Annotated in this window: 24 protein-coding genes and 3 tRNA genes; 14 read left to right on the top strand and 13 right to left on the bottom strand. The window is 61.1% G+C overall.

Annotated elements, in window-relative coordinates; translation table 11 throughout:
- Positions 1-247: 247 nt before the first annotated feature.
- The 4 genes from I554_RS0112440 to I554_RS0112425 form a co-directional block, all read right to left on the bottom strand.
- Positions 248-790, bottom strand: a complete 543-nt coding sequence (locus tag I554_RS0112440) for a PRC-barrel domain-containing protein (protein WP_024574962.1) — start codon at positions 788-790, stop codon at positions 248-250.
- Between the two features lie 85 nt (positions 791-875).
- A complete protein-coding gene (locus I554_RS0112435; RefSeq protein ID WP_024574963.1) occupies positions 876-1085 on the bottom strand; it encodes a hypothetical protein in 210 nt (69 codons plus the stop codon).
- 151 nt (positions 1086-1236) lie between these two features.
- Complete coding sequence (locus tag I554_RS27725; RefSeq protein WP_275450897.1) at positions 1237-1368, bottom strand: hypothetical protein; 132 nt, start codon at positions 1366-1368, stop codon at positions 1237-1239.
- A gap of 81 nt (positions 1369-1449) precedes the next feature.
- Positions 1450-1653, bottom strand: a complete 204-nt coding sequence (locus I554_RS0112425) for a hypothetical protein (RefSeq protein ID WP_024574964.1) — start codon at positions 1651-1653, stop codon at positions 1450-1452.
- Positions 1654-1799: 146 nt separating this feature from the next.
- On the opposite strand from I554_RS0112425, the gene I554_RS0112420 reads away from it, so the two are divergent.
- Together I554_RS0112420 and I554_RS0112415 are read left to right on the top strand one after the other, a co-directional pair.
- Positions 1800-2087 carry a hypothetical protein gene (locus tag I554_RS0112420; RefSeq protein ID WP_152527616.1) on the top strand — a complete coding sequence of 96 codons (288 nt, stop codon included), beginning with the start codon at positions 1800-1802 and terminating at the stop codon, positions 2085-2087.
- 138 nt (positions 2088-2225) lie between these two features.
- Positions 2226-2300 (top strand) — tRNA-Thr (locus tag I554_RS0112415).
- Positions 2301-2386: 86 nt separating this feature from the next.
- On the opposite strand, the gene I554_RS27285 is transcribed toward I554_RS0112415, so the two are convergent.
- A complete protein-coding gene (locus tag I554_RS27285) occupies positions 2387-2536 on the bottom strand; it encodes a hypothetical protein (protein WP_192817778.1) in 150 nt (49 codons plus the stop codon).
- Positions 2537-2834: 298 nt separating this feature from the next.
- Between I554_RS27285 and I554_RS0112405 the strand changes: the two genes are divergently transcribed.
- Together I554_RS0112405 and I554_RS0112400 are read left to right on the top strand one after the other, a co-directional pair.
- Positions 2835-3326 (top strand): hypothetical protein, encoded by a 492-nt coding sequence (locus I554_RS0112405; RefSeq protein WP_024574966.1) that lies wholly within the window; start codon positions 2835-2837, stop codon positions 3324-3326.
- 37 nt (positions 3327-3363) lie between these two features.
- Positions 3364-3909, top strand: coding sequence for a hypothetical protein (locus I554_RS0112400; protein WP_024574967.1), 546 nt, complete (start codon positions 3364-3366; stop codon positions 3907-3909).
- Positions 3910-3968: 59 nt separating this feature from the next.
- Here I554_RS0112400 and I554_RS0112395 read toward each other — a convergent pair whose 3' ends face one another.
- Positions 3969-4850, bottom strand: coding sequence for an RNA methyltransferase (locus tag I554_RS0112395; protein WP_024574968.1), 882 nt, complete (start codon positions 4848-4850; stop codon positions 3969-3971).
- A 217-nt stretch (positions 4851-5067) separates the two neighbouring features.
- Here I554_RS0112395 and I554_RS0112390 point away from each other — a divergent pair.
- Positions 5068-5153: transfer RNA gene (locus I554_RS0112390), tRNA-Tyr, on the top strand.
- A gap of 100 nt (positions 5154-5253) precedes the next feature.
- Positions 5254-5580, top strand: a complete 327-nt coding sequence (locus tag I554_RS0112385; RefSeq protein WP_024574969.1) for a potassium channel family protein — start codon at positions 5254-5256, stop codon at positions 5578-5580.
- 65 nt (positions 5581-5645) lie between these two features.
- On the opposite strand, the gene I554_RS0112380 is transcribed toward I554_RS0112385, so the two are convergent.
- On the bottom strand, positions 5646-5939 hold the full coding sequence (locus I554_RS0112380; protein WP_024574970.1) for a DUF3551 domain-containing protein: 294 nt from the start codon (positions 5937-5939) through the stop codon (positions 5646-5648).
- 127 nt (positions 5940-6066) lie between these two features.
- On the opposite strand from I554_RS0112380, the gene I554_RS0112375 reads away from it, so the two are divergent.
- A tRNA-Gly gene (locus tag I554_RS0112375) sits at positions 6067-6140 on the top strand.
- A gap of 46 nt (positions 6141-6186) precedes the next feature.
- Here the strand turns inward: I554_RS0112375 and I554_RS0112370 are convergent.
- From I554_RS0112370 to I554_RS0112355, 4 genes are all read right to left on the bottom strand, one after another.
- Positions 6187-6480 carry an I78 family peptidase inhibitor gene (locus I554_RS0112370; protein ID WP_024574971.1) on the bottom strand — a complete coding sequence of 98 codons (294 nt, stop codon included), beginning with the start codon at positions 6478-6480 and terminating at the stop codon, positions 6187-6189.
- Positions 6481-6534: 54 nt separating this feature from the next.
- On the bottom strand, positions 6535-7347 hold the full coding sequence (locus I554_RS0112365; protein WP_024574972.1) for an MBL fold metallo-hydrolase: 813 nt from the start codon (positions 7345-7347) through the stop codon (positions 6535-6537).
- Positions 7344-7715, bottom strand: coding sequence for a Crp/Fnr family transcriptional regulator (locus I554_RS0112360; protein ID WP_024574973.1), 372 nt, complete (start codon positions 7713-7715; stop codon positions 7344-7346). The genes I554_RS0112365 and I554_RS0112360 overlap by 4 nt, the downstream gene beginning before the upstream one ends.
- 132 nt (positions 7716-7847) lie before the next feature.
- Positions 7848-9659 carry a carbamoyltransferase C-terminal domain-containing protein gene (locus I554_RS0112355; RefSeq protein ID WP_024574974.1) on the bottom strand — a complete coding sequence of 604 codons (1812 nt, stop codon included), beginning with the start codon at positions 9657-9659 and terminating at the stop codon, positions 7848-7850.
- A 358-nt stretch (positions 9660-10017) separates the two neighbouring features.
- Between I554_RS0112355 and I554_RS0112350 the strand changes: the two genes are divergently transcribed.
- A complete protein-coding gene (locus tag I554_RS0112350) occupies positions 10018-10332 on the top strand; it encodes a hypothetical protein (protein WP_024574975.1) in 315 nt (104 codons plus the stop codon).
- A 109-nt stretch (positions 10333-10441) separates the two neighbouring features.
- On the opposite strand, the gene I554_RS0112345 is transcribed toward I554_RS0112350, so the two are convergent.
- Complete coding sequence (locus tag I554_RS0112345; protein WP_024574976.1) at positions 10442-11116, bottom strand: TetR/AcrR family transcriptional regulator; 675 nt, start codon at positions 11114-11116, stop codon at positions 10442-10444.
- 262 nt (positions 11117-11378) lie between these two features.
- Here I554_RS0112345 and I554_RS0112340 point away from each other — a divergent pair, with 262 nt between their 5' ends.
- The 5 genes from I554_RS0112340 to I554_RS0112320 all read left to right on the top strand — a co-directional run bounded on the left by I554_RS0112340 (position 11379) and on the right by I554_RS0112320 (position 16093).
- The gene (locus I554_RS0112340; protein WP_024574977.1) at positions 11379-12605 is read left to right on the top strand and encodes an acyl-CoA dehydrogenase family protein; all 1227 of its coding nucleotides are present in this window, start codon (positions 11379-11381) and stop codon (positions 12603-12605) included.
- A gap of 27 nt (positions 12606-12632) precedes the next feature.
- Positions 12633-13694 (top strand): phosphotransferase family protein, encoded by a 1062-nt coding sequence (locus I554_RS0112335; RefSeq protein WP_024574978.1) that lies wholly within the window; start codon positions 12633-12635, stop codon positions 13692-13694.
- A gap of 73 nt (positions 13695-13767) precedes the next feature.
- Positions 13768-14553 (top strand): SDR family oxidoreductase, encoded by a 786-nt coding sequence (locus tag I554_RS0112330; protein WP_024574979.1) that lies wholly within the window; start codon positions 13768-13770, stop codon positions 14551-14553.
- Positions 14554-14560: 7 nt separating this feature from the next.
- Positions 14561-15298, top strand: coding sequence for a histidine phosphatase family protein (locus I554_RS0112325; protein WP_024574980.1), 738 nt, complete (start codon positions 14561-14563; stop codon positions 15296-15298).
- A 27-nt stretch (positions 15299-15325) separates the two neighbouring features.
- Positions 15326-16093, top strand: coding sequence for an SDR family oxidoreductase (locus I554_RS0112320; RefSeq protein WP_024574981.1), 768 nt, complete (start codon positions 15326-15328; stop codon positions 16091-16093).
- A 149-nt stretch (positions 16094-16242) separates the two neighbouring features.
- On the opposite strand, the gene I554_RS0112315 is transcribed toward I554_RS0112320, so the two are convergent.
- Positions 16243-17460, bottom strand: coding sequence for a serine hydrolase domain-containing protein (locus I554_RS0112315; RefSeq protein WP_024574982.1), 1218 nt, complete (start codon positions 17458-17460; stop codon positions 16243-16245).
- Positions 17461-17618: 158 nt separating this feature from the next.
- Between I554_RS0112315 and I554_RS0112310 the strand changes: the two genes are divergently transcribed.
- Positions 17619-18242 carry a hypothetical protein gene (locus tag I554_RS0112310; RefSeq protein WP_024574983.1) on the top strand — a complete coding sequence of 208 codons (624 nt, stop codon included), beginning with the start codon at positions 17619-17621 and terminating at the stop codon, positions 18240-18242.
- The last annotated feature ends 75 nt before the right edge of the window (positions 18243-18317 follow it).

The raw sequence follows: 18317 nt of genomic DNA, 5'->3' as shown, positions 1-18317 counted from the left end.
GCCAGGAAAAAACAATGTGCGAGACTCTTCGCAGGTCCCGCGTTCAAATCCCGACATGACGCGGACGATTCTCAGACAGCCTTTTTGAGGAGCCCTTAGCCGTGAACACGATACTGGTATTCACCTTGGCCATTGCTGCTTCGCTCAATGCATGGTGCCTCAGCGCCTATCTGTGACGTGCGAGCGAACGGCCGAACCGGATGAACCGATTCGGCCGTCAGGTTGCGGACTGTTTTAGCCCGACCGGTTACTTCGCGTTTTCCGAATACTTAAACGCGGGCATCGCTTTCAGCTGATCCTTGGTGCCGCTCATGACCGCATGGTCGGGGTACCATTCGTTCTTGGCCGGTGTCGCAGCCATGCCGCCGCCCGCAGCGCCTGTCGTTGTCGACGGCCGCGCTGTTGTCGACGTCCCTGACGAGCCTGGCATCTTGTCGGCCGATGCCGAGCGGATCGGTTCGTCGACCCATTTCAGCTTGTCGAGCGAGACCGCGATGTCGTGCTGGCCGACGCCGAGGAAGCCGCCGACGCCGATGATCACGGCGTTGACCTTGCCGCTCTTGTCGAGAAGGATTTCACTGATATAGCCGAGCTTTTCGTTGGCGTCGTTATAAACCGCAAGGCCGATAAGCTTGGAAGCCCGCCAGTTGCCCTTGAGGTTCATCTGCTCGCTTGATGCCGATGCAGCCGGAGCAGGTGAAGGCGCAGCCGGTGTTGTGGTCTGTGCGAACGCTGCGCTACCAGCCAAAGCGGTTCCGAGCAGAGCTGCCGCCACATATTTCTTAATCATCGGATTCTCCTTTCAATGCATCGATTGAAACGGGAGAACCCAAACTGCTTGCTTATGTTCCGGGAACTATCACTGTTCCCCCGCGTCAATTTAGCTGGTTGCGCGGTATCGGTTGCGACCGCAACGGAACCTCACCGGTTTCGATCGCGGCGTGGAGATCGTTGAGCTGTGCCTCGAGAAATTCGTTGGCTGCGAGCAGTGCCATCAGGGCGCCGCGGGTGTCGCCGCCGCACTGAGCGATGACGTCGTCGATGGCATTTTCGTAACGGTCGTCATGTGGCTTCGCAAAGGGCATGATCGTCCTCGTTGGGTTTTGCCTGAATCGCTGTTTACCTGCGTGGGCAACGGTGACGAGACCGTGACGGTTCCAAGGCACACCGGGTTGTCCACGCAATTCACAGGCGTTTTGACGCAGGACGAGGAAATGTTTGGCCTTCGCGAAATTGTTACTTCGCGACCTGGGTCACCGACCAGACGTCGAAAATCCCCAGGTTGTAAAGGAAAGCGAGGGCGGCAATCACGCCGATCGCCGCGATCAGATATTTGTGGTGCGGGCGAAACCCGCCGTTGTGGTCCATACGAATCTCCCGGCACCAATGCCGTGACGCATCATTGGTGACGCAAATCGGACGGCGGCGCAAATCGCACGGGTGTACATTTCAGCCGGTGCTGGTCTGCCCGCCCGACTTGCCGAGCAGTTTACGCGATGCCCAGATGATCAGGCTGGCGATTCCGAAGAACAGCGCCCCGGTCAGCTTCAGGACCGCCGACACGAATTCGAGCACATCGAAGAGTTCGAAGTAGTCGAGCATCTTGAAGATCAGGATCAGTACCAGAAGCGTGCCCAGCAGCCATTCGCTCATTGCCGTTACCTTCACCGCGAACAAAATCTGCCTGTTGGTCGCCGCAGAGACAGCAGGGGTTCATGACGATCGATGGCGAAGTTCCGGGAACATCCGGTGGATGCCTTTGTTAAGGGATCGTCCCGAAATCAACGGAGGAGATGAAGATGCGAAAGCTTATGGCAGGTCTGGCGGCCGCAGCTTTGGTGATGGCGACCGGCTTCGCGTCCGCGCAGACGGCGCAGCAGAAGCCGTCGGATTCCGGAATGACCAACTCGCCTCAGGCAGGCACCAGCGGAACCAATCCGACCGATCAGAAGAGTGTGAAGAAGAAGGCCGCCAAGAAGAGCGGGTCCACGACAGGGATGGGTGGCGGCGCCCTGAAGAAAGATACCGGCAGAATGGGCACCTCAAGTGGTGGTCAGGGCGGTGGTGAAGGTGGAAGCGGGAAATAAAGCGCCGATCAGGGCGTGCTTGAAAGCCGTCGCCAGAAGCGACGGCTTTTTTGTCCGGGCAAGGGGCGGATTTCGCGGTGTCAGGTCCCGTTCGCGGTCTTGTCCCGGCGCTCCGGCGCTGGTAGCTGTTCTCCCGTCGCCGGCGTAGCACAGCGGTAGTGCAGCGGTTTTGTAAACCGAAGGTCGGGAGTTCAATCCTCTCCGCCGGCACCATTCATCTTGAAAGCCTTATTCAGAATTCACCCGATCAGCCACGGGGACGATACCGATTTGGGCATCGTCCGGCTGTCCGTTACATCTCAGTCTTCGTTGGTGCGCGGGATCATCCAGGTCGAAAACGTCTGCCAGACGCCTTCGCCGAGATGGCGCTGATAGGCGATGAAGTCTGCATCGTTGTCGTGCACCAGCTCGTAACGATGTTGTTTGCGCTCTTGGGTCTGCCGGGTCATCGAACTTCTCCTTGTTTGGGCTGCCCTCGAGGTAGTCGCGGCGCGTCGCCGATCAATGGAATGATGATCATCATATAATCACGTTATCGAGAGGCGTTGTTTCACCCGCGGAACCGGGCGAGCGAGCCTGCCAGGCACCCGCCGTTAACCTTCCACTTTCCAAAATCTTATTGAAATCGCTCGCAATTGAGCGACCGGAAATGCTTACGCGTTAGGCTTACCTGACGATTGGGCGGGGCCTTTAACTCCTGGCTTGGCTCGCTGGATTAGGGTGCGGCTTCAACGAAGGTCTCATTCCATGCGTGCGATACTGGCTCTGGCGATCTTGATCGGAACGGCGGCAGCGGCTGCGGCCGATACCGGTCCGCTGATCGTGATTCCCGGCCGCGCCGGCGTTCCCGTCATCATCAATGGCCGCGACGCGTCCTATGCCGTCGTCGAAGGCGAATGGGGCCTCGCAAAACATTTCAAGAATGCGGACCGCGTTTATGGCGGCTGGGATCGCTACATCGGCCCCGAAGTTGGCCACTATTATCCGAGCGCCGGACGCACGCCGGGCTACGGCCGTCTCGAAATTCAGCCACCCGCCAATCGCGCGCTGCCGCAGCCGGCGGAGAGCTATCATCGCTCGTGGTCTGCGCAATCCGCACCGCCTGCGCCGCAGCAGCAGTATGACGTTCCCGAGTATCCGCCGGCGATCATCGAAGCGCCGCGCGATCAAAGCTATCGGCCGAACGGTTTCCGGCCCAGCTACCGGCCGAATGGTTTCCGGCCCGATTTGAAACACTAACGAGACCAAAACAAAAAGCGTTCAACAGGAGAGAGTAATGCGTCAGATCATTGCAGGATTGATTGCCGGAGCGGCCTTCGCCGCGACCGTGGCGACGGCGGCCCCCGCGCAGGCATGTGCGGTGACCGATCCGTGCGGCAGCTACGGCTATTACGCTTACAATTACGGGTGCGGTTATGGTGCGTGCGGCGTGCGCGAGCGTCTGCCGGATCCGGCAGGCCCGCAGTATTACTGGGTGAACCAGGGTCCGACCTATACCGGCCCCGGCAACTTCGCTCCGGTGCCGACCTATCAGGAACGCGCCGTTGTCGGCTCGCGCTACTATGGCCGGCCTTATCGTTACGGCTATGACGGTGGTCCTTACGGCAACGCCACCAGCCATTACTATGACGGCGCACCGAGTGTGCAGGGCCCTGCGGTCTACAGCTATCGCTTCGCCCGCCGCCACTATCACCGCGGCTATCATCGGATGCACTACCGTCCGTATCGCACCGCGCCGAAGTACTATTACACGCATCGCCACCACGGCCATGCCATGGCGCACGGCTCGCGTTACGCAAAGCCGCTTCGCTACAAGTACTGATCTTTCGGCAATTTGAAATTCGGACGCCCGCCTGCATCGCGCAGGCGGGCGTTTTTGATTCAGCCCATCAGGCCGAGGCGGCTTGTGCCGATATAGAGGGCGAGCGCGGCTGCGTTCGAGACGTTGAGGCTCTTGATCGCGCCCGGCATGTCCATGCGCGCAACGACGGAGCAGGTTTCGCGCGTGAGCTGGCGCAGCCCTTTGCCTTCGGCCCCCAGCACCAGCGCTAGCGGCGCGTGCAGCGGCACGACGCTGAGATCGCCCTGGCCCTCGCTGTCGAGACCCACCGTCAGGAAGCCTGCCTCGTTCATCTCGCCAAGGGCGCGATGCAGGTTCGGGACCTCAACGATCGGCACAAGTTCAAGCGCACCGGATGCGGATTTCGCCAGCACGCCGGTTGCCTCGGGGCTGTGCCGCCCGGTGGTGACAATCGCCTTGACGGCAAAGGCCGCGGCCGAGCGCAGGATCGCGCCGACATTGTGCGGATCGGTGATCTGGTCGAGCACCAGCACAATGCCGTCCTGCGGCAGTTCATCCAGATGCAGGCCGGGCAGGGGATCTGCCTCGGCGAGCAGGCCCTGATGCACGGCATCCGGCCCGAGCCGGCGGTCGATATCCCCCGCGTGGACCAGTTCCGGCGGAACGCGGGTGTCGATCTTCTCGTCGGCCAGACGGCGGGCAACGTTTTCGGTGACGAACAGCTTGCGGATGCGCCGCTGGGGATTGGCCAGAGCCATGGTGACCGAGTGCCAGCCATAGAGAATGACCGGGCCTTCGCCCTTCACATGCCCTTTGGCCTCACGGTCGCGCCAGTGAGGGCGCCCCTGAGGCTTTCCCTGATGCTTCCCGGGACGCTCCCCGTGACGCTCCCGATCACGGTCGCCGCCGCGTCCGCCCGGTTTGGGGCCCTTGAAACGTGATTTGCGGTCGCGATCGCTCATGGGGCCTTGTCCCACGGGATTGAAATAATGGCAATTTCCGGCTTTGGACGGCGCGAAAGGAAATGTGACATTTCTCCCGGCGTTGGTTGACTTTACCCCGGTGCTTCGCCCATAAACGCGCCGACCGGGCGCCCGTCTACGGGCACGCTTTTTACCGTCATCCATGGCCGTTCAACCGCCCCGTTCGGGTGGGCGAGGGTGTCGGATGATGTCGAGCGGGGGAGTGTCCCGAGTGGCAAAGGGAGCTGACTGTAAATCAGCCGCCGTATGGCTTCGAAGGTTCGAGTCCTTCTTCCCCCACCATCTTTGAAAATCGCCCGGAAATAGCTTCCGGGCGATTTTTTATTGGGCGCGTCTGTGTCAGGCTGCGGCGGGGAATTTGTCTGTCACGGGGCCGGCACCGATGCGATCACTGGCCTTGGGCCTGAAGCGGCTTTGTCTCGGTTTCTGGCATGGGCTGAGCGATCCTGAGTTTCAGGCGATCATCTTTCTGCTGATAATGTCCGTGCTGGGCGGATCGATTTTCTACCACTGGATCGAGGGCTGGTCGTGGCTCGATTCGGCCTATTTCAGCGTAGTGGCGCTGACCACGGTCGGCGATGCGACGCTCGGCCCGACCAGCGGCGTGTCCAAGATTTTCACGATGATATTTTCGCTGGTCGGAATCGGCCTCGTGCTGGCGTTCCTGTCGCGGCTTTCCTCCTATCGGGATCGCACGCGAGAAGACTGAGACGGCAAACAAAGCCGCCCGTCAGGATAACGGGCGGCCTCTGGTTGCTTTCGATCAGACTGCGATCAATCGTAATAATGACGATGATGGCGGCGAACCTTGCGCGGCTTCACGACGCGCGCGCCGGGGTCTGCATACCGGCCTTGCTCCGCGAAAGCGAAGACCGGATTGACTTGGCAATAGGCGCGCCGTCCCGATGCGCTGGCCATGCACTGGGCGTAGTTATCGTAATAACAGGTGCCCGGACCGGCCGCGAAGCCCTCGACCAGGCAGTAACGATAGTCCCGGGCTTCGGCGGAGCCTGTGCCGAACACGGCCATACCTGCCAGGGCCATGGCGGCCAAAAGTGCTTTGCGCATGAGACATCTCCCGGTTCAAATCGGCTAAAAGCGAAACAGCTTGCCCGGAATATGGTTCCGTTGGTCCCGCAGTGCAAATCAATCGTGGTTGAGGCGGCGGGAATGCCATGCTAGGTCTCGCCGCGCCGCGGGTGTAGCTCAATGGTAGAGCAGCAGCCTTCCAAGCTGAATACGAGGGTTCGATTCCCTTCACCCGCTCCAACGGCTTCCCTGAAATCTCCGCCTGTTCATCGAGAGCCGGGTGATCCTAGCCGCAAGAGGCGCGGAGGATCTTCCGTGTCTTGTCGTCGGTTTCAATCGTGACGCGCTCTGGCCTGTAGTCCATGGTCACACCCTGACCGGGTTTGATCTGGCGAACGATCGTCGCGCCGGTCAAGCGCTTCGCCCTGCGATCCGAAATCCTGTTCTTGCCCGCCAGAGCCGCTGCGGCGGCCGGGTTACAAACGCCGGCTTGATGACTGGCCGCTTTCGTTTCCGAATGGCAGCCAACAACGACAAGAAGCGCAACGGTCAAACCGGCGAAGCGATGTGCGTGGATCATGGATTGGTTTCTTCGGCATTTCGGTTTCTGAAATCCAGAACGGCGCTCAGCTTCTCACGAATCGTCCAGCTTGTTGAGGTCGCGCACCGACTGCATGATCGGCTCGAAGTTCGACCGCGCATCGAGGGCGTCGAACAGCTGCGCCGTATCCGAGAGCAGGGCATGGGAGCGCTGGATCGCGATCCTGACGTCATCCTGCGGCGTATCCGACAGGCGGCCGTGCCCGGACAGCAGGATTTTCGAGTCGAGGCCCTTCAGCCGCTCCAGCGACTGGATGTAATCGCTGATGCTGCCCGATCCGAACACGCCGCCCATGACGCCGCCGGGCATCAGGGTGTCGGCGGCGAACAGCAGCCCCTTGTCCTGATCGAACAGGCTGATGCACGCGGAGGTATGGCCGGGCGTGTACATCACGGTCAGCCGGAAGTTGCCGAGGTCGATCAGGTTGCCTTCCTCGAGCCAGATGTCGATGTCGATCGGCACGCTCGGCTCGTTGAACATCTTGCGCAGCATCGAGAAGTCGTCGCGCAGCATGATCTTGTTCGCGGCGAGGCGGTGCGCGGCGGTGATGGTCCGCCCGTTGAAGTGATAGGCTGCGCCGATATGGTCGAGATGCTCGTGGCTGAGCACGACCATGTCGATGTCGGCAGGCTTGATGCCGAGATGCTGCAGGCATTCCAGCAGATACGGATAGTTCGACGACAGGCCGACATCGATCATGATGGTCCGCTTGCTGCCGCGCACCAGATAGGCATTGGCGGCGCGGTTTTTGAAGCGGATCTGATAGACGTCCTCGGCGGCCTGGATCAGCGAGCACACGTCATTGTTGAGAAGAATGGGAAAGGGCGAGGGTTTCCGGTCGCTCATGGCGCCGCGGTCCTGTAGTTCACGGCATTGGAGGCCCGCAGCCGTTTGCTCAGCGCATCCATGATCATCAGCGCAAAGGCCGGCTGCTGGCTGACGAGATAAACGAACCGGGCGTGATTGATCCGCATCACGCGAGTGCCCGGCGTGGCCGCGACCGCGCTCGCCGACCGCGAGGAGCCGTCGATGACGGCCATCTCTCCGAAGAACTCACCCTTGCCGAGCGTGACAATGACAGTTTTGTCCGCGCCGGAATTCTTGACGATATCGACCTTGCCGTCGAGGACGACGAACAGCTCGCGGCCGGTCGATCCTTCCTCGAAAATGACCTCGGAGGCATCGTATTCGGTGATGCATTTCTCGATCGTCATGGTGCACCCGGCGTGCCAGCAGACGGTTCAGCCGGGATATACTAGGCCGGAATCCGGAGCGCGCAATCGATACGTCCAGGCAGGCTCGCCTTACCGCAGAGCACAAACGCGTGGGCAGGGGCAGCTTTGGCGTCACGCCGGCTTCATGTTCGACATCACCATCGTGGCGACGTCGGTATAGGTATTCACCAGCGGCCCGACGATCTTGTGCATCGCGTTCTTCGAGACCAGCGTGTTGTGCATCACCAGATGATCGATGCCGGTGGTCAGGAAGCAGATCACCGCATCGCGAGGGGTCTCGATGATCGGCTCGCCCTTGACGTTGAATGAGGTGTTGATGAGGACGGGGACGCCGGTGAGGGCGTCGAACTCCTTCAGCAGCCGGTAGAGCGTGGGGTTGGTTTCCTCGCGCACCGTCTGCACCCGCGCCGTGCCATCGACGTGGACAATGGCCGGAATCTTGTCGCGCCATTCGGGCCGGACGTTCTTGGCGATCAGCATGAAGGGCGAGTCTTCCTCGCCCTCGAAGATGTCCTTCGCGCGCTCATAGAGAACGATTGGTGCGAAGGGGCGGAACGGCTGGCGATGCTTCACCCGGCTGTTGAGGATGTCCTTCATCTCGGGCTTGCGCGGATCGGCCAGCAGGCTGCGATTGCCCAGCGCACGCGGGCCGAATTCCGAACGGTCCTGAAACCAGCCGATCACCTTCTGATCGGCGAGCAGTTTTGCGGTATCGCGGGCGATGTTGTCGCTTTTCGTTTGCGTCGTCTGAACGCTGACGAGGAATTTGGCTATCGCGTCGCTCACCTCCTGATCGGAATAGCGGCGGCCGACATAGGAATGATCCATCACAAATGAACGCGGCTGCTTGAGGATTTCCAGCCAGCCGTAATAGGCACAGCCGATGGCGATGCCGTCATCGCCGGCGGCCGGCTGAATCCAGACATTCTCGAAGCCCGACTCGCGGGCAACGCGGCCGTTGGCCACACAGTTCAGCGCCACACCGCCGGCGATGCAGAGGTTTTTCGCACCGGTCGTTTCGCGCAGCCACGCCGCGCGGGCGAGCAGCACCTTCTCGGTATCGTCCTGAACGCGCCAGGCGAGATCCTCCCAGTGCTTCATCAGCGGGCTGGTCTCCCATTTCTCGCTGCTGTCCGCGATGTAGGGCTTGTTCAGTTCGGAGGTCCAGCGCGGAACGGTGAGGACATTATCCTTGATCTGCATCAGCGGCTTGACGTTGCCGTGCCGTCCATAAGGGGCAAGGCCCATCAGCTCGCCGCACTTGTTCCAGTCGCCGAAGATGTAGGTCGATGCGCGGCTGTAGAGCGCGCCGAGGCCCGGCATGTTGTAGAATTCGTCGCTGAGGAAGCCGCGATCCGGCTCCATCCAGACCTTCTTGAGGCACTCCAGCTTCGAGCCGGAAAATTTGTAGTAGCTCTCCGACTCGCGCGCCAAGGGCGTCGCGGTGTCGGTGGCGGGAAAGGGCTCGTTGACGTCGGAGCGATAGCTGCCGACGCCGTCAACGATCATGATCGCTCCTTCCTCGAACGGGGAGACGGCGAACGCGCTGTAGGCGTGCGCGAGGTGGTGCGAGATCGATACGACCTTGTCGGAGCGCGACAGAAAATAAGGATGCTTCTTTGCGTCGGCGCGCTCGTACTCGGGGAGAAAACCCGGCAGATCCTGATACAGCAGCCGGTCTTCCATTTCAGGGACCGGCAGGATGTAACAGTTGCGGACCACCAGATCGACATCGTCGAGGGTGATGCCTTCGGCTTCCAGGCAGTAGTCGATGACTTCCTTGTAGAAGCCGCTGGCGTGCTTCTCGCGGGTGATGCGCTCCTTCGCGATGGCATAGGCGATTTCGCCATCCCGCAGCAGACAGGCGCTCACGTCATGGTCGTAGGTGTTGAGGCCGAGAACGTAAGTATGTTTTTTGGGCATGGACCAACTTTCGGAGCGGCGGGCTTAAACGCTTAGTGACGGACAGTTCGGATGGTTCAAACGTGTCTCGCAATTGCGAAGATATTTCGTTCAGCATGATGAACAACGGTTCAGCAAGAGGTGGGCAATGTCCAGATAGGCATGGAGACATTGTCTTCCTTTGTCGGTTAACGGCAATACGAGGGCACAATGCATTGACCGGCGAGGCAGGTTGACCCTAATCTGCTACCGGATGAATCGTGTAGAGTAGTCTTGTTTTTGACTATCTATTTTCCGAACGTGCCTGAACGGGACGCAGGCTCGCGAGTTGAATACGCGGAAGTGCTCCACGGCGTTTCCGGAAATGGAGGTGCTCTTTATGGCTCAGATCAAGACACGTTCGAACTTTTTGAAGCGTGCCCTGGCGGCGGCGGCGTTGGTGCTGGTCTATTCGATCAGTTTCATCGGCACGTCGTTTGTTGTCGCGACGTCAACGTCGACCTCGGCGGAAGCCCGTGGTCGCGGCGGCGGCCGCGGTGGTGGTCGTGGCGGCGGCTGGGGCCGCGGTCGTGGCGGCGGCTGGGCTCGCGGGCGCGGTCGCGGATACTATCGTGGCCGTGGTTACGGCTATGGCTTCATCGCACCGGGCTGCTACTGGAGCCCGCGCTGGGGCCGGACGATCTGCCCGTACTAGGAACGACGCGCTCGCTGAAGCGAGTTGCATAAAATGCGAGGTGCGCCGGTTTTCCGTCGCACCTCGTTTTCGTTTGGGAACAGGTTCGGCTTTCGCCGGTCGCCGGCGATCAGGATTTGCGCGATCCCGACGCGCGGGCCGTCAGGGGAGTCGGGACCCCGGTTTCCCCCACGAGCGCATCGCGCGCCGTTGACACGATTCGGCGAATGATATCGTCGACGTCATTGAGATCGCACAATCCGCCCGACAGCTTCTTCAAGCGCTCGCTGTCCGTCACAGTCTGCCGGATCATTGCCAGCGCGAAGTGCAGCCCCCAATAGATGTCGACTTCGTCGCGGTGGGGCAGGGCGAGACGCAGCGCGGTCGCAAATCTCTGCAAGTGGCGGAATTCCTTATCCACGATCTTCTTGATCGGCGGTACGGTTTCGACCGAGGCGCGGGTCATGAAGCGGGCGGCAGCGGAGCGTTGCTGATCGGGGCTGAGGCACCAGCGCAGCGGCGGACCAACCAGCGCGCGCAAAATAGCCTCGACACTCGGGCGGCCGCCGCCTTCCAGCTCGGCGGCTTTCAGTTCGGCGAACCGTTCGCGGTTCAGCACCGTGGTGCGGCTGATGAACAGGTCGGCCAGCAGTTCGTCCTTGGAGCCGAAATGATAGTTCACCGCGGCGAGATTGACCCCGGCGGCGGACACGATGTCGCGCATCGTGACTTCGCCGAAGCTGCGTTCGGCCCACAGCATTTCGGCGGCGGTGAGGATGGCGGTTTTCGTCTGATCGCTCGACATTGAAGCCATGCAAAGTGAGAGGTGCCATGCAAAGGCGGAAAAGCTGCTCCGCGCTGCGAAACTTTTATCAAACATTTGTTTGATTGTCACTTGTCATTCAAACAAATGTATGAAATCAACCTAGCAGCAAGAATGCAGCGCGGCAAGAACATCCACGCGACGATCGGACAACGTCAATACTGCTGACGTTGATTGTCGGGTGGACAGCCGGTCGCGAGTGTTGCAAGACCATCGCCAACTAACAACAACAGAGGACCGTCCTATGGATTTCACAATGTCCGCGCGTCAGACCGAATGGCGCAACCGCGTTATTTCGTTCATGGACAAGCATGTTCGCCCGGCCGCTCCGATTTACAAGGAGCAGGATGCGAAGGGTGACCGCTGGAAGGTGATTCCGATCCTCGAAGACCTGAAGAAGAAGGCGAAGGCCGAAGGCCTCTGGAATCTGTTCATGCCGCCGAACGAGCATGAAGACGACGAATTCCACGGCGCGGGTTTGACCAACCTCGAATACGCGCTGCTCGCGGAGCAGATGGGTCACTTCTACTGGGCCTCCGAGGTGTTCAACTGCTCGGCGCCAGATACCGGCAACATGGAAGTGTTCATGCGGTACGGCACCAAGGAGCAGAAGCGCCAGTGGCTGAAGCCGCTGATGAACGGCGAAATCCGCTCGGCGTTCCTGATGACCGAACCTGCCGTCGCTTCGTCCGACGCGACCAACATCGAAACCAGCATCAAACGCGACGGCGATCACTATGTGATCAACGGCCGCAAGTGGTGGTCGTCGGGCGCCGGCGATCCGCGCTGCAAGATCACGATCCTGATGGGCAAGACTGATCCGACCGCCGCCCGCCACCAGCAGCAGTCGCAGATTCTCGTTCCGCTCGACACGCCCGGCATCACCATCGAGAAGATGCTGCCGGTGTTCGGCTTCGACGACGCGCCGCACGGCCATGCGCAGATCCTGCTCGAGAACGTCCGCGTGCCGGCCAGCAACATTCTGCTCGGCGAAGGCCGCGGCTTCGAAATCGCGCAGGGCCGCCTCGGTCCGGGCCGCATCCACCACTGCATGCGCACCATCGGCGCCGCCGAAGAGGCGCTCGAGAAGATGGTCAAGCGTCTGTCGTCGCGCACCGCGTTCGGCAAGAAGATCATCGAGCAGTCGGTGTGGGAGCAGCGCATCGGCGAAGCGCGCACCAACATCGAAATGACACGTCTGCTCTGCCTCAAGGCGGCGGACATGATGGACAAGGTCGGCAACAAGGCTGCGCAGACCGAAATCGCCATGATCAAGGTCGCGGCGCCGAACGTCGCGCTCAAGGTCATCGACGATGCGATCCAGGCATTCGGTGCCGCGGGTGTGTCCGACGAAGCCGGTCTCGCGAAGTCCTATGCTGGCATCCGCACGCTGCGTCTGGCGGACGGACCCGACGAGGTTCACAACCGGGCCATTGCGCGGCTTGAGCTTCGGAAGTATTCCAATCACTAACTGAAATAGAAGAGATTGGGAGACGGTATGGGTCTCGGTGTGAGAAACGACTCTGACTTCTCCGGCACCATGCCGGTTGAAGAACGCCATCGTGTTGATGAGGCCAGCCTCGCCAAGTGGATGGAAGCGCATGTCGAAGGCTATGCGGGACCGCTCAAGGTTTCGCAGTTCAAAGGCGGTCAGTCGAACCCGACATACCGCCTCGACACACCCAAGACCTCCTACGTGATGCGGCGTAAGCCGTTCGGCAAACTTCTGCCGTCGGCTCACGCCGTGGATCGCGAATTCAAGGTGATCGCGGCCCTGCATGCGCAGGGTTTTCCGGTGGCGCGCGCTTACGCGCTCTGCATGGACGACGCGGTGATCGGCGCGGCCTTCTACATCATGTCGATGGAAGAGGGGCGCGTGTTCTGGAATCCCACCCTGCCGAGTTTGGAGCCCAAGGAACGTCACGCGGTCTTCACATCGAAGATCGAGACGCTGGCGAAGCTGCACAGTTACGATCCGGAGAAGATCGGGCTGGGCGACTTCGGCAAGCCGGGAAATTATTTCGCGCGTCAGGTCGATCGCTGGACCAAGCAGTATCGTGCCTCTGAGACTGACGTGATCCCGGAGATGGATCGTCTGATCGAATGGCTGCCGAAGACGGTGCCGGAGCAGAAGCGCGTGTCGATCGTTCATGGCGATTATCGCCTCGACAACATGATCTTCTTCTCGGACAAACCGCAGGTGAAGGCGGTGCTGGACTGGGAATTGTCCACGCTTGGCGATCCGATGGCCGATTTTGCCTATCTGCTGATGCAGTGGACCATGCCGGGACTGGATGGCGCCGACTTCAAGGCGCTCAACATTCCGACCATGGAAGAGGCCGAGGCGATCTACTGCAAGGCGGCCGGCGTTCCCCCGATCGAGAACCTCAACTGGTACTTCTCGTACAATCTGTTCCGGCTCGCCGGCATTGTGCAAGGTATCGCCAAGCGCATCGTCGACGGCACCGCGGCCAACGCGAAGGCGCAGGAATCTGCATCCCGCCGCGTCCCGCTGGCGCAAGCTGCGTGGGCCTACGCGCAGAAGGCTGGCGCACGCTGACGCGCCGACAATCCCGGCGTGACGCGCGGCAGCGCGCGTCCGCTGACTTCAAATCAAAAATTGGGAGAACGTCATGGGTCGCCTCGAGGGCAAGTCCGTCATCATCACCGGCGCGGGCAGCGGCATTGGCCGCGCAGCATCGCTGATGTTCACCAGGGAAGGCGCGAGGCTGATCGCGGTCGACAAGACCGAGGGCGTCAAGGAAACCGTCGAGCAGGTCCGCAAGGCTGGCGGCACTGCGGAGGCCGTGATGGCGGATGCAGGCCTTGAAGATGACGTGAAGGGTTTCATCGCCAAGGCGATCTCGGCCTACGGCAAGCTCGATGTGATCTGGGCCAATGCCGGCATCGGCGGCGGTTTGATCCCCATCGCCGAGCAGACACCGGAGCATTGGCAGGAAGTTCTGCGCGTCAATCTGATCGGGCCGTTCCTCGCGGTGAAGCATTCCATTCCGCATATGGTGAAGCAGGGCCATGGCGCCATCGTCTGCACCGCGTCGGTCGCAGGCCTCAAGGCCAATGCCAGCGGTCATCCCTATGCGGCGAGCAAGGCGGGTGTCATCAGCCTGGTTCAGACCACGGCGTATTCTCTCTCCGGCACCAATGTCCGTATCAACGCAGTGTGCCCCGGATTGATCGAGACCGGCATGACCAAACCGATTTTCGACAATGCGAAGGAGCGCGGCACCGAAGGCAAGATCGGCCAGCTCAATCCGCTCAAGCGTCCGGGCCAGCCGCATGAACTCGCGGCGATGGGGCTTTTCCTCGCCAGCGACGAAGCGTCTTACGTCAACGGCCAGGCGTTCCCGGTCGATGGCGGTCTGACCGCCTCGATGCCTTACGCCGGCAAGCCGATCTGAGGCCATCATGTCCAGCGCTCCCGCCAAACCGTTCGTCGCGCAGCACGCCGTCCCGACAGGCGTCACATCGACGCGCTGGTGGTGGGTGCGCCACGCGCCTGTCCGCGAGGACGGCGGCAATATCTACGGTCAGTCCGACATCGGCTGCGATTGCAGCGACACGGTCGTGTTCGCAGGGGTCGCGAAGTTCCTGCCGAAGGATGCGGTCTGGTTTTCCAGCAACCTGAAGCGCACGCACCAGACCGCTGCCGCGATCTGGGCGGCGGGACTCCCAAAGCCCGATCAGATGCATCAGGACAAGGCATTCGCCGAACAGGATCTTGGCGAGTGGCAGGGCATGAACCGTGCCGCGTTTTTCGCGGCGCGTCCGGCATCGATCGCGAGCTACTGGTTCGCGCCCGCGCACGAACGCGCGCCGGGCGGGGAGAGCTTCAACGATCTGTTCGATCGCACGGTGGCGGGCATCAAGCGCATCAACGCGGAGCATGCGGGCAAGGACATCGTCTGCGTGTCGCACGGCGGGCCGATCAAGGCCGCGATCGCACATGCGCTCGGGCTTGAGGCGGGCGCTGGCTTTGCATTCACCATCGACAACTGCTCGGTGACCCGGCTCGATTTTCTGGCAAGCGACAGCCACAGCGGCTGGCGCGTGCCGATGATCAACCAGCAGCCGTGGATCGCCAGTCATGCGCACGATGCCATGCATCAGCCGGCGGGGCCGGAAGTCACCAACAAGCTCGGATAACAACAAAGCATCGCAGGAGAGAAACGCATGACCTTGTTCGACATGACCGGAAAGACGGCCGTCATCACTGGCTCCACCAAGGGCATCGGCCGCGCCATCGCGGAGCGCATGGTGGAGCACGGCGCTCAGGTCGTGATCTCGTCGCGCAAGCAGGATCAGTGCGATCAGGTGGCGAAGGAGATCAACGACAAGTTCGGCAAGGGGAAGGCGATTGCGGTGGCCGCCAACATCTCCAGCAAGGAGAATCTCCAGAACCTTGTCGATGAAGCCAACAAGGCGTTCGGCAAGATCGACGTGCTGGTCTGCAACGCGGCGTCGAATCCGTATTACGGGCCGCTCGCGGGCATCTCGGACGATCAGTTCAGCAAGATCCTCGGCAACAACATCGTCGCCAACAACTGGCTCATCAGCATGGTGGTGCCGCAGATGATCGCGCGCAAGGACGGCTCGATCATCATCGTGTCGTCGATCGGCGGCCTGAAGGGCTCGACCATCCTCGGCGCCTACGCGATCTCCAAGGCGGCGGACATGCAGCTTGCGCGCAACCTCGCCTGCGAGTACGGCCCGCACAATGTGCGGGTAAACTGCATCGCGCCCGGCCTGATCAAGACCGACTTCGCCAAGGCGCTGTGGGACAATCCGGACAACCTGAAGGCATCGACCGCGCGCTCGCCGCTGCTGCGTATCGGCATTCCGGATGAAATCGCGGGCGCTGCGGTGTTCATGGGATCGGCGGCCGGCAACTTCATGACCGGTCAGACCGTCGTGATCGACGGCGGCGCGACGATCAGCTGATATTGGGGTAGGGCAACGTCCGTCAAATAGCGAGATCGTCATGGCCGGACTTGTTCCGGCCATCCACGTCTTGATGATGCTGATGACGAAAGACGTGGATCACCGGGACAACCCCGGTGATGACGTCGAGTGTGTTGCGAACGCCTGCTTCATTCCACCGCCGCGTAGACGAGGCTGCGGACCAGATTGCGGAAGTATTCGCGCTGGCCGGGCCCCTGGCTCAGGAAGATCGCAAACAGGTCTTCCTTCGGATCGATCCAGAAGAACGTGCCTGCGACACCGCTCCAGAAGAACTGTCCGACAGAGCCGGCATAGGGTGCCATGCCTTCATCGGTGCGCACGGCGAAGCCGAGACCGAAGCCGTGGCCCGGCGGAAGAAGATGCGATTCCACCTTGACGTTCGGAGCGAGATGATTGGATGCCATGAAGGCCAGCGTCTTGCGGCCGATCACGCGGTTGCCATCGAGCACGCCGCCGTTCAGCAGCATCTGGCAGAACCGCGCATAATCCATCGCGGTCGAAACCAGTCCGCCGCCGCCGGATTCCATCTTCGCGATTTCGAGCGGATCGTACAGCGCGACCTTGTCGCCGGTCCATGGATCGGCGGCGAACGGCTGCGCGATGCGTGACTTGTTCTCCTGCGCTGTGTGGAAGCCGGTCTCGTTCATCTGCAGCGGATTGAGAATCTGTTCGCGCAGGAAGGTGCTCAGCGTCTTGCCGGACACCACCTCGATGACGCGGCCCAGAATGTCGGTGGAGCGGCTGTAGTTCCACTCGGTGCCTGGCTGGCACATCAGCGGCATGGAAGCGATCAGCTTCGCATGCTCCTCGTTGGTGATGTCGCGGCGGAAGGTCTTTGCCTTGGCGTACATCCGCTGCACCATTCCGGCGCCGGTGATTTCATAGGAGATGCCGGAGGTGTGGCGCAGCAGGTCCTGAATCGTGATCGGGCGGACCGGCAGCGCGAATTCCAGAGCGCCGTTGCGCTCGATGCCGACCTTCTGATCCGCGAACTCCGGAATGAATTTGGAGAGTGGATCGTTCAGCAGGAAATGGCCGTCCTCGAGCAGCATCATGATGCCGAGTGACACCAGCGGCTTGGTCATCGAGAAGATACGGAAGATGCTGTCCCGCGCCATCGCCGCGCTGCCGGCGGGGTCCTGCTTGCCCTGCGCCTCGAACCAGCCGATCTGGCCGCGCCGCGCGATCATCGACACCACGCCGGGCGTCGTGCCCTTGTCGATCTCGCGCTGGAAGGCCTCGCGCATCCGCTCCAGTCGGAGCGGCGACAGGCCAATGCTCTCCGGTTTGGCGGAGGGAAGAGCAGGGGTCGCTTTTGCGGCGCTTGGCGTGGCGTGGACGTTCATGTTGCCTCCGGTTCTTCTTGTTTGAACTTGCTGTCGAGCTTGGCCCAGAACGTCATCTTTGAACAGACCGCAGCGCAATACAATTATGAGTAGACAATATCATTTCCACTCCTCTATCTCTCGCTTGGGCTGAGTAAGGCAAAAACAGCGGGGGCTGTATGTCGAGGACTTTGGGGACGGCACGGCTTCTTGCCGTGCTTGCCGGCGTGTTTGTGCTCGCTGGCTGCGTGACGGCAAAAAATTCGCTTTCGCAGGACGATATTTCCAGCATGAAGTTGACGGATATTGCCGTCAGTTTTGCTCCCGATGCCACGATGCAATGGGAGGATGGCATCCGGGCCTACGCCACCGCGAAGTCCATTCCGGATGACCAGATCGCCACGGCAACGAATACGCCGGAAGCCAAAGCCTATGCTCAGAACTTGCTGGCGCCGCGGATCAAGGCTGGCGTCGAGAAAGCGATGGCCGGTCAGCTCAACGGCACACGGCCGGTGCGTCTGAACATCGTCATCCGCAGTTTCACCATCTCGCCGGCAATTCAGCGCGTGGTCATTGGCGGCGGTCATGGCATGGTCGCGGATGCAAATCTTGTCGATGCGCGCACGGGCGCCAGCATTCTGGCTCATCCCAAGCTCTCTGCTGTCCTGATCGTCGGGCAGGGCGTTCTCGGAACCGCGGTTCAGGCCGCTATCGATAGTGCCTCGACGCAGAGCACCGTCGACAAGATTGCCGACAGCTATGGCAACAATTATCGCGAATGGCTGTTGAGCAAAACAAGCTGATCTGCGGATTCGCCCGGTGTGGCACAGATAAGAGCCGCTCCACAGGGGCGGCTTTATATTTGTTTTGATGTCAGG

The sequence above is a fragment of the Afipia sp. OHSU_II-C1 genome (genome assembly GCF_000497575.1).
Classification (GTDB): Bacteria; Pseudomonadota; Alphaproteobacteria; order Rhizobiales; family Xanthobacteraceae; genus Afipia.
The sequence above is the reverse complement of the archived record's forward strand: the minus strand, read 5'-3'. Positions and strand labels throughout refer to the sequence as shown.

Bases quoted from the DNA above. Each gene is read 5' to 3' on its own strand.
- I554_RS0112440 (WP_024574962.1), bottom strand. From the start codon at position 790: ATGATTAAGAAATATGTGGCGGCAGCTCTGCTCGGAACCGCTTTGGCT.
- I554_RS0112435 (WP_024574963.1), bottom strand. From the start codon at position 1,085: ATGCCCTTTGCGAAGCCACATGACGACCGTTACGAAAATGCCATCGAC.
- I554_RS27725 (WP_275450897.1), bottom strand. From the start codon at position 1,368: ATGGACCACAACGGCGGGTTTCGCCCGCACCACAAATATCTGATCGCG.
- I554_RS0112425 (WP_024574964.1), bottom strand. From the start codon at position 1,653: ATGAGCGAATGGCTGCTGGGCACGCTTCTGGTACTGATCCTGATCTTC.
- I554_RS0112420 (WP_152527616.1), top strand. From the start codon at position 1,800: ATGCGAAAGCTTATGGCAGGTCTGGCGGCCGCAGCTTTGGTGATGGCG.
- I554_RS27285 (WP_192817778.1), bottom strand. From the start codon at position 2,536: ATGACCCGGCAGACCCAAGAGCGCAAACAACATCGTTACGAGCTGGTG.
- I554_RS0112405 (WP_024574966.1), top strand. From the start codon at position 2,835: ATGCGTGCGATACTGGCTCTGGCGATCTTGATCGGAACGGCGGCAGCG.
- I554_RS0112400 (WP_024574967.1), top strand. From the start codon at position 3,364: ATGCGTCAGATCATTGCAGGATTGATTGCCGGAGCGGCCTTCGCCGCG.
- I554_RS0112395 (WP_024574968.1), bottom strand. From the start codon at position 4,850: ATGAGCGATCGCGACCGCAAATCACGTTTCAAGGGCCCCAAACCGGGC.
- I554_RS0112385 (WP_024574969.1), top strand. From the start codon at position 5,254: ATGCGATCACTGGCCTTGGGCCTGAAGCGGCTTTGTCTCGGTTTCTGG.
- I554_RS0112380 (WP_024574970.1), bottom strand. From the start codon at position 5,939: ATGCGCAAAGCACTTTTGGCCGCCATGGCCCTGGCAGGTATGGCCGTG.
- I554_RS0112370 (WP_024574971.1), bottom strand. From the start codon at position 6,480: ATGATCCACGCACATCGCTTCGCCGGTTTGACCGTTGCGCTTCTTGTC.
- I554_RS0112365 (WP_024574972.1), bottom strand. From the start codon at position 7,347: ATGAGCGACCGGAAACCCTCGCCCTTTCCCATTCTTCTCAACAATGAC.
- I554_RS0112360 (WP_024574973.1), bottom strand. From the start codon at position 7,715: ATGACGATCGAGAAATGCATCACCGAATACGATGCCTCCGAGGTCATT.
- I554_RS0112355 (WP_024574974.1), bottom strand. From the start codon at position 9,659: ATGCCCAAAAAACATACTTACGTTCTCGGCCTCAACACCTACGACCAT.
- I554_RS0112350 (WP_024574975.1), top strand. From the start codon at position 10,018: ATGGCTCAGATCAAGACACGTTCGAACTTTTTGAAGCGTGCCCTGGCG.
- I554_RS0112345 (WP_024574976.1), bottom strand. From the start codon at position 11,116: ATGTCGAGCGATCAGACGAAAACCGCCATCCTCACCGCCGCCGAAATG.
- I554_RS0112340 (WP_024574977.1), top strand. From the start codon at position 11,379: ATGGATTTCACAATGTCCGCGCGTCAGACCGAATGGCGCAACCGCGTT.
- I554_RS0112335 (WP_024574978.1), top strand. From the start codon at position 12,633: ATGGGTCTCGGTGTGAGAAACGACTCTGACTTCTCCGGCACCATGCCG.
- I554_RS0112330 (WP_024574979.1), top strand. From the start codon at position 13,768: ATGGGTCGCCTCGAGGGCAAGTCCGTCATCATCACCGGCGCGGGCAGC.
- I554_RS0112325 (WP_024574980.1), top strand. From the start codon at position 14,561: ATGTCCAGCGCTCCCGCCAAACCGTTCGTCGCGCAGCACGCCGTCCCG.
- I554_RS0112320 (WP_024574981.1), top strand. From the start codon at position 15,326: ATGACCTTGTTCGACATGACCGGAAAGACGGCCGTCATCACTGGCTCC.
- I554_RS0112315 (WP_024574982.1), bottom strand. From the start codon at position 17,460: ATGAACGTCCACGCCACGCCAAGCGCCGCAAAAGCGACCCCTGCTCTT.
- I554_RS0112310 (WP_024574983.1), top strand. From the start codon at position 17,619: ATGTCGAGGACTTTGGGGACGGCACGGCTTCTTGCCGTGCTTGCCGGC.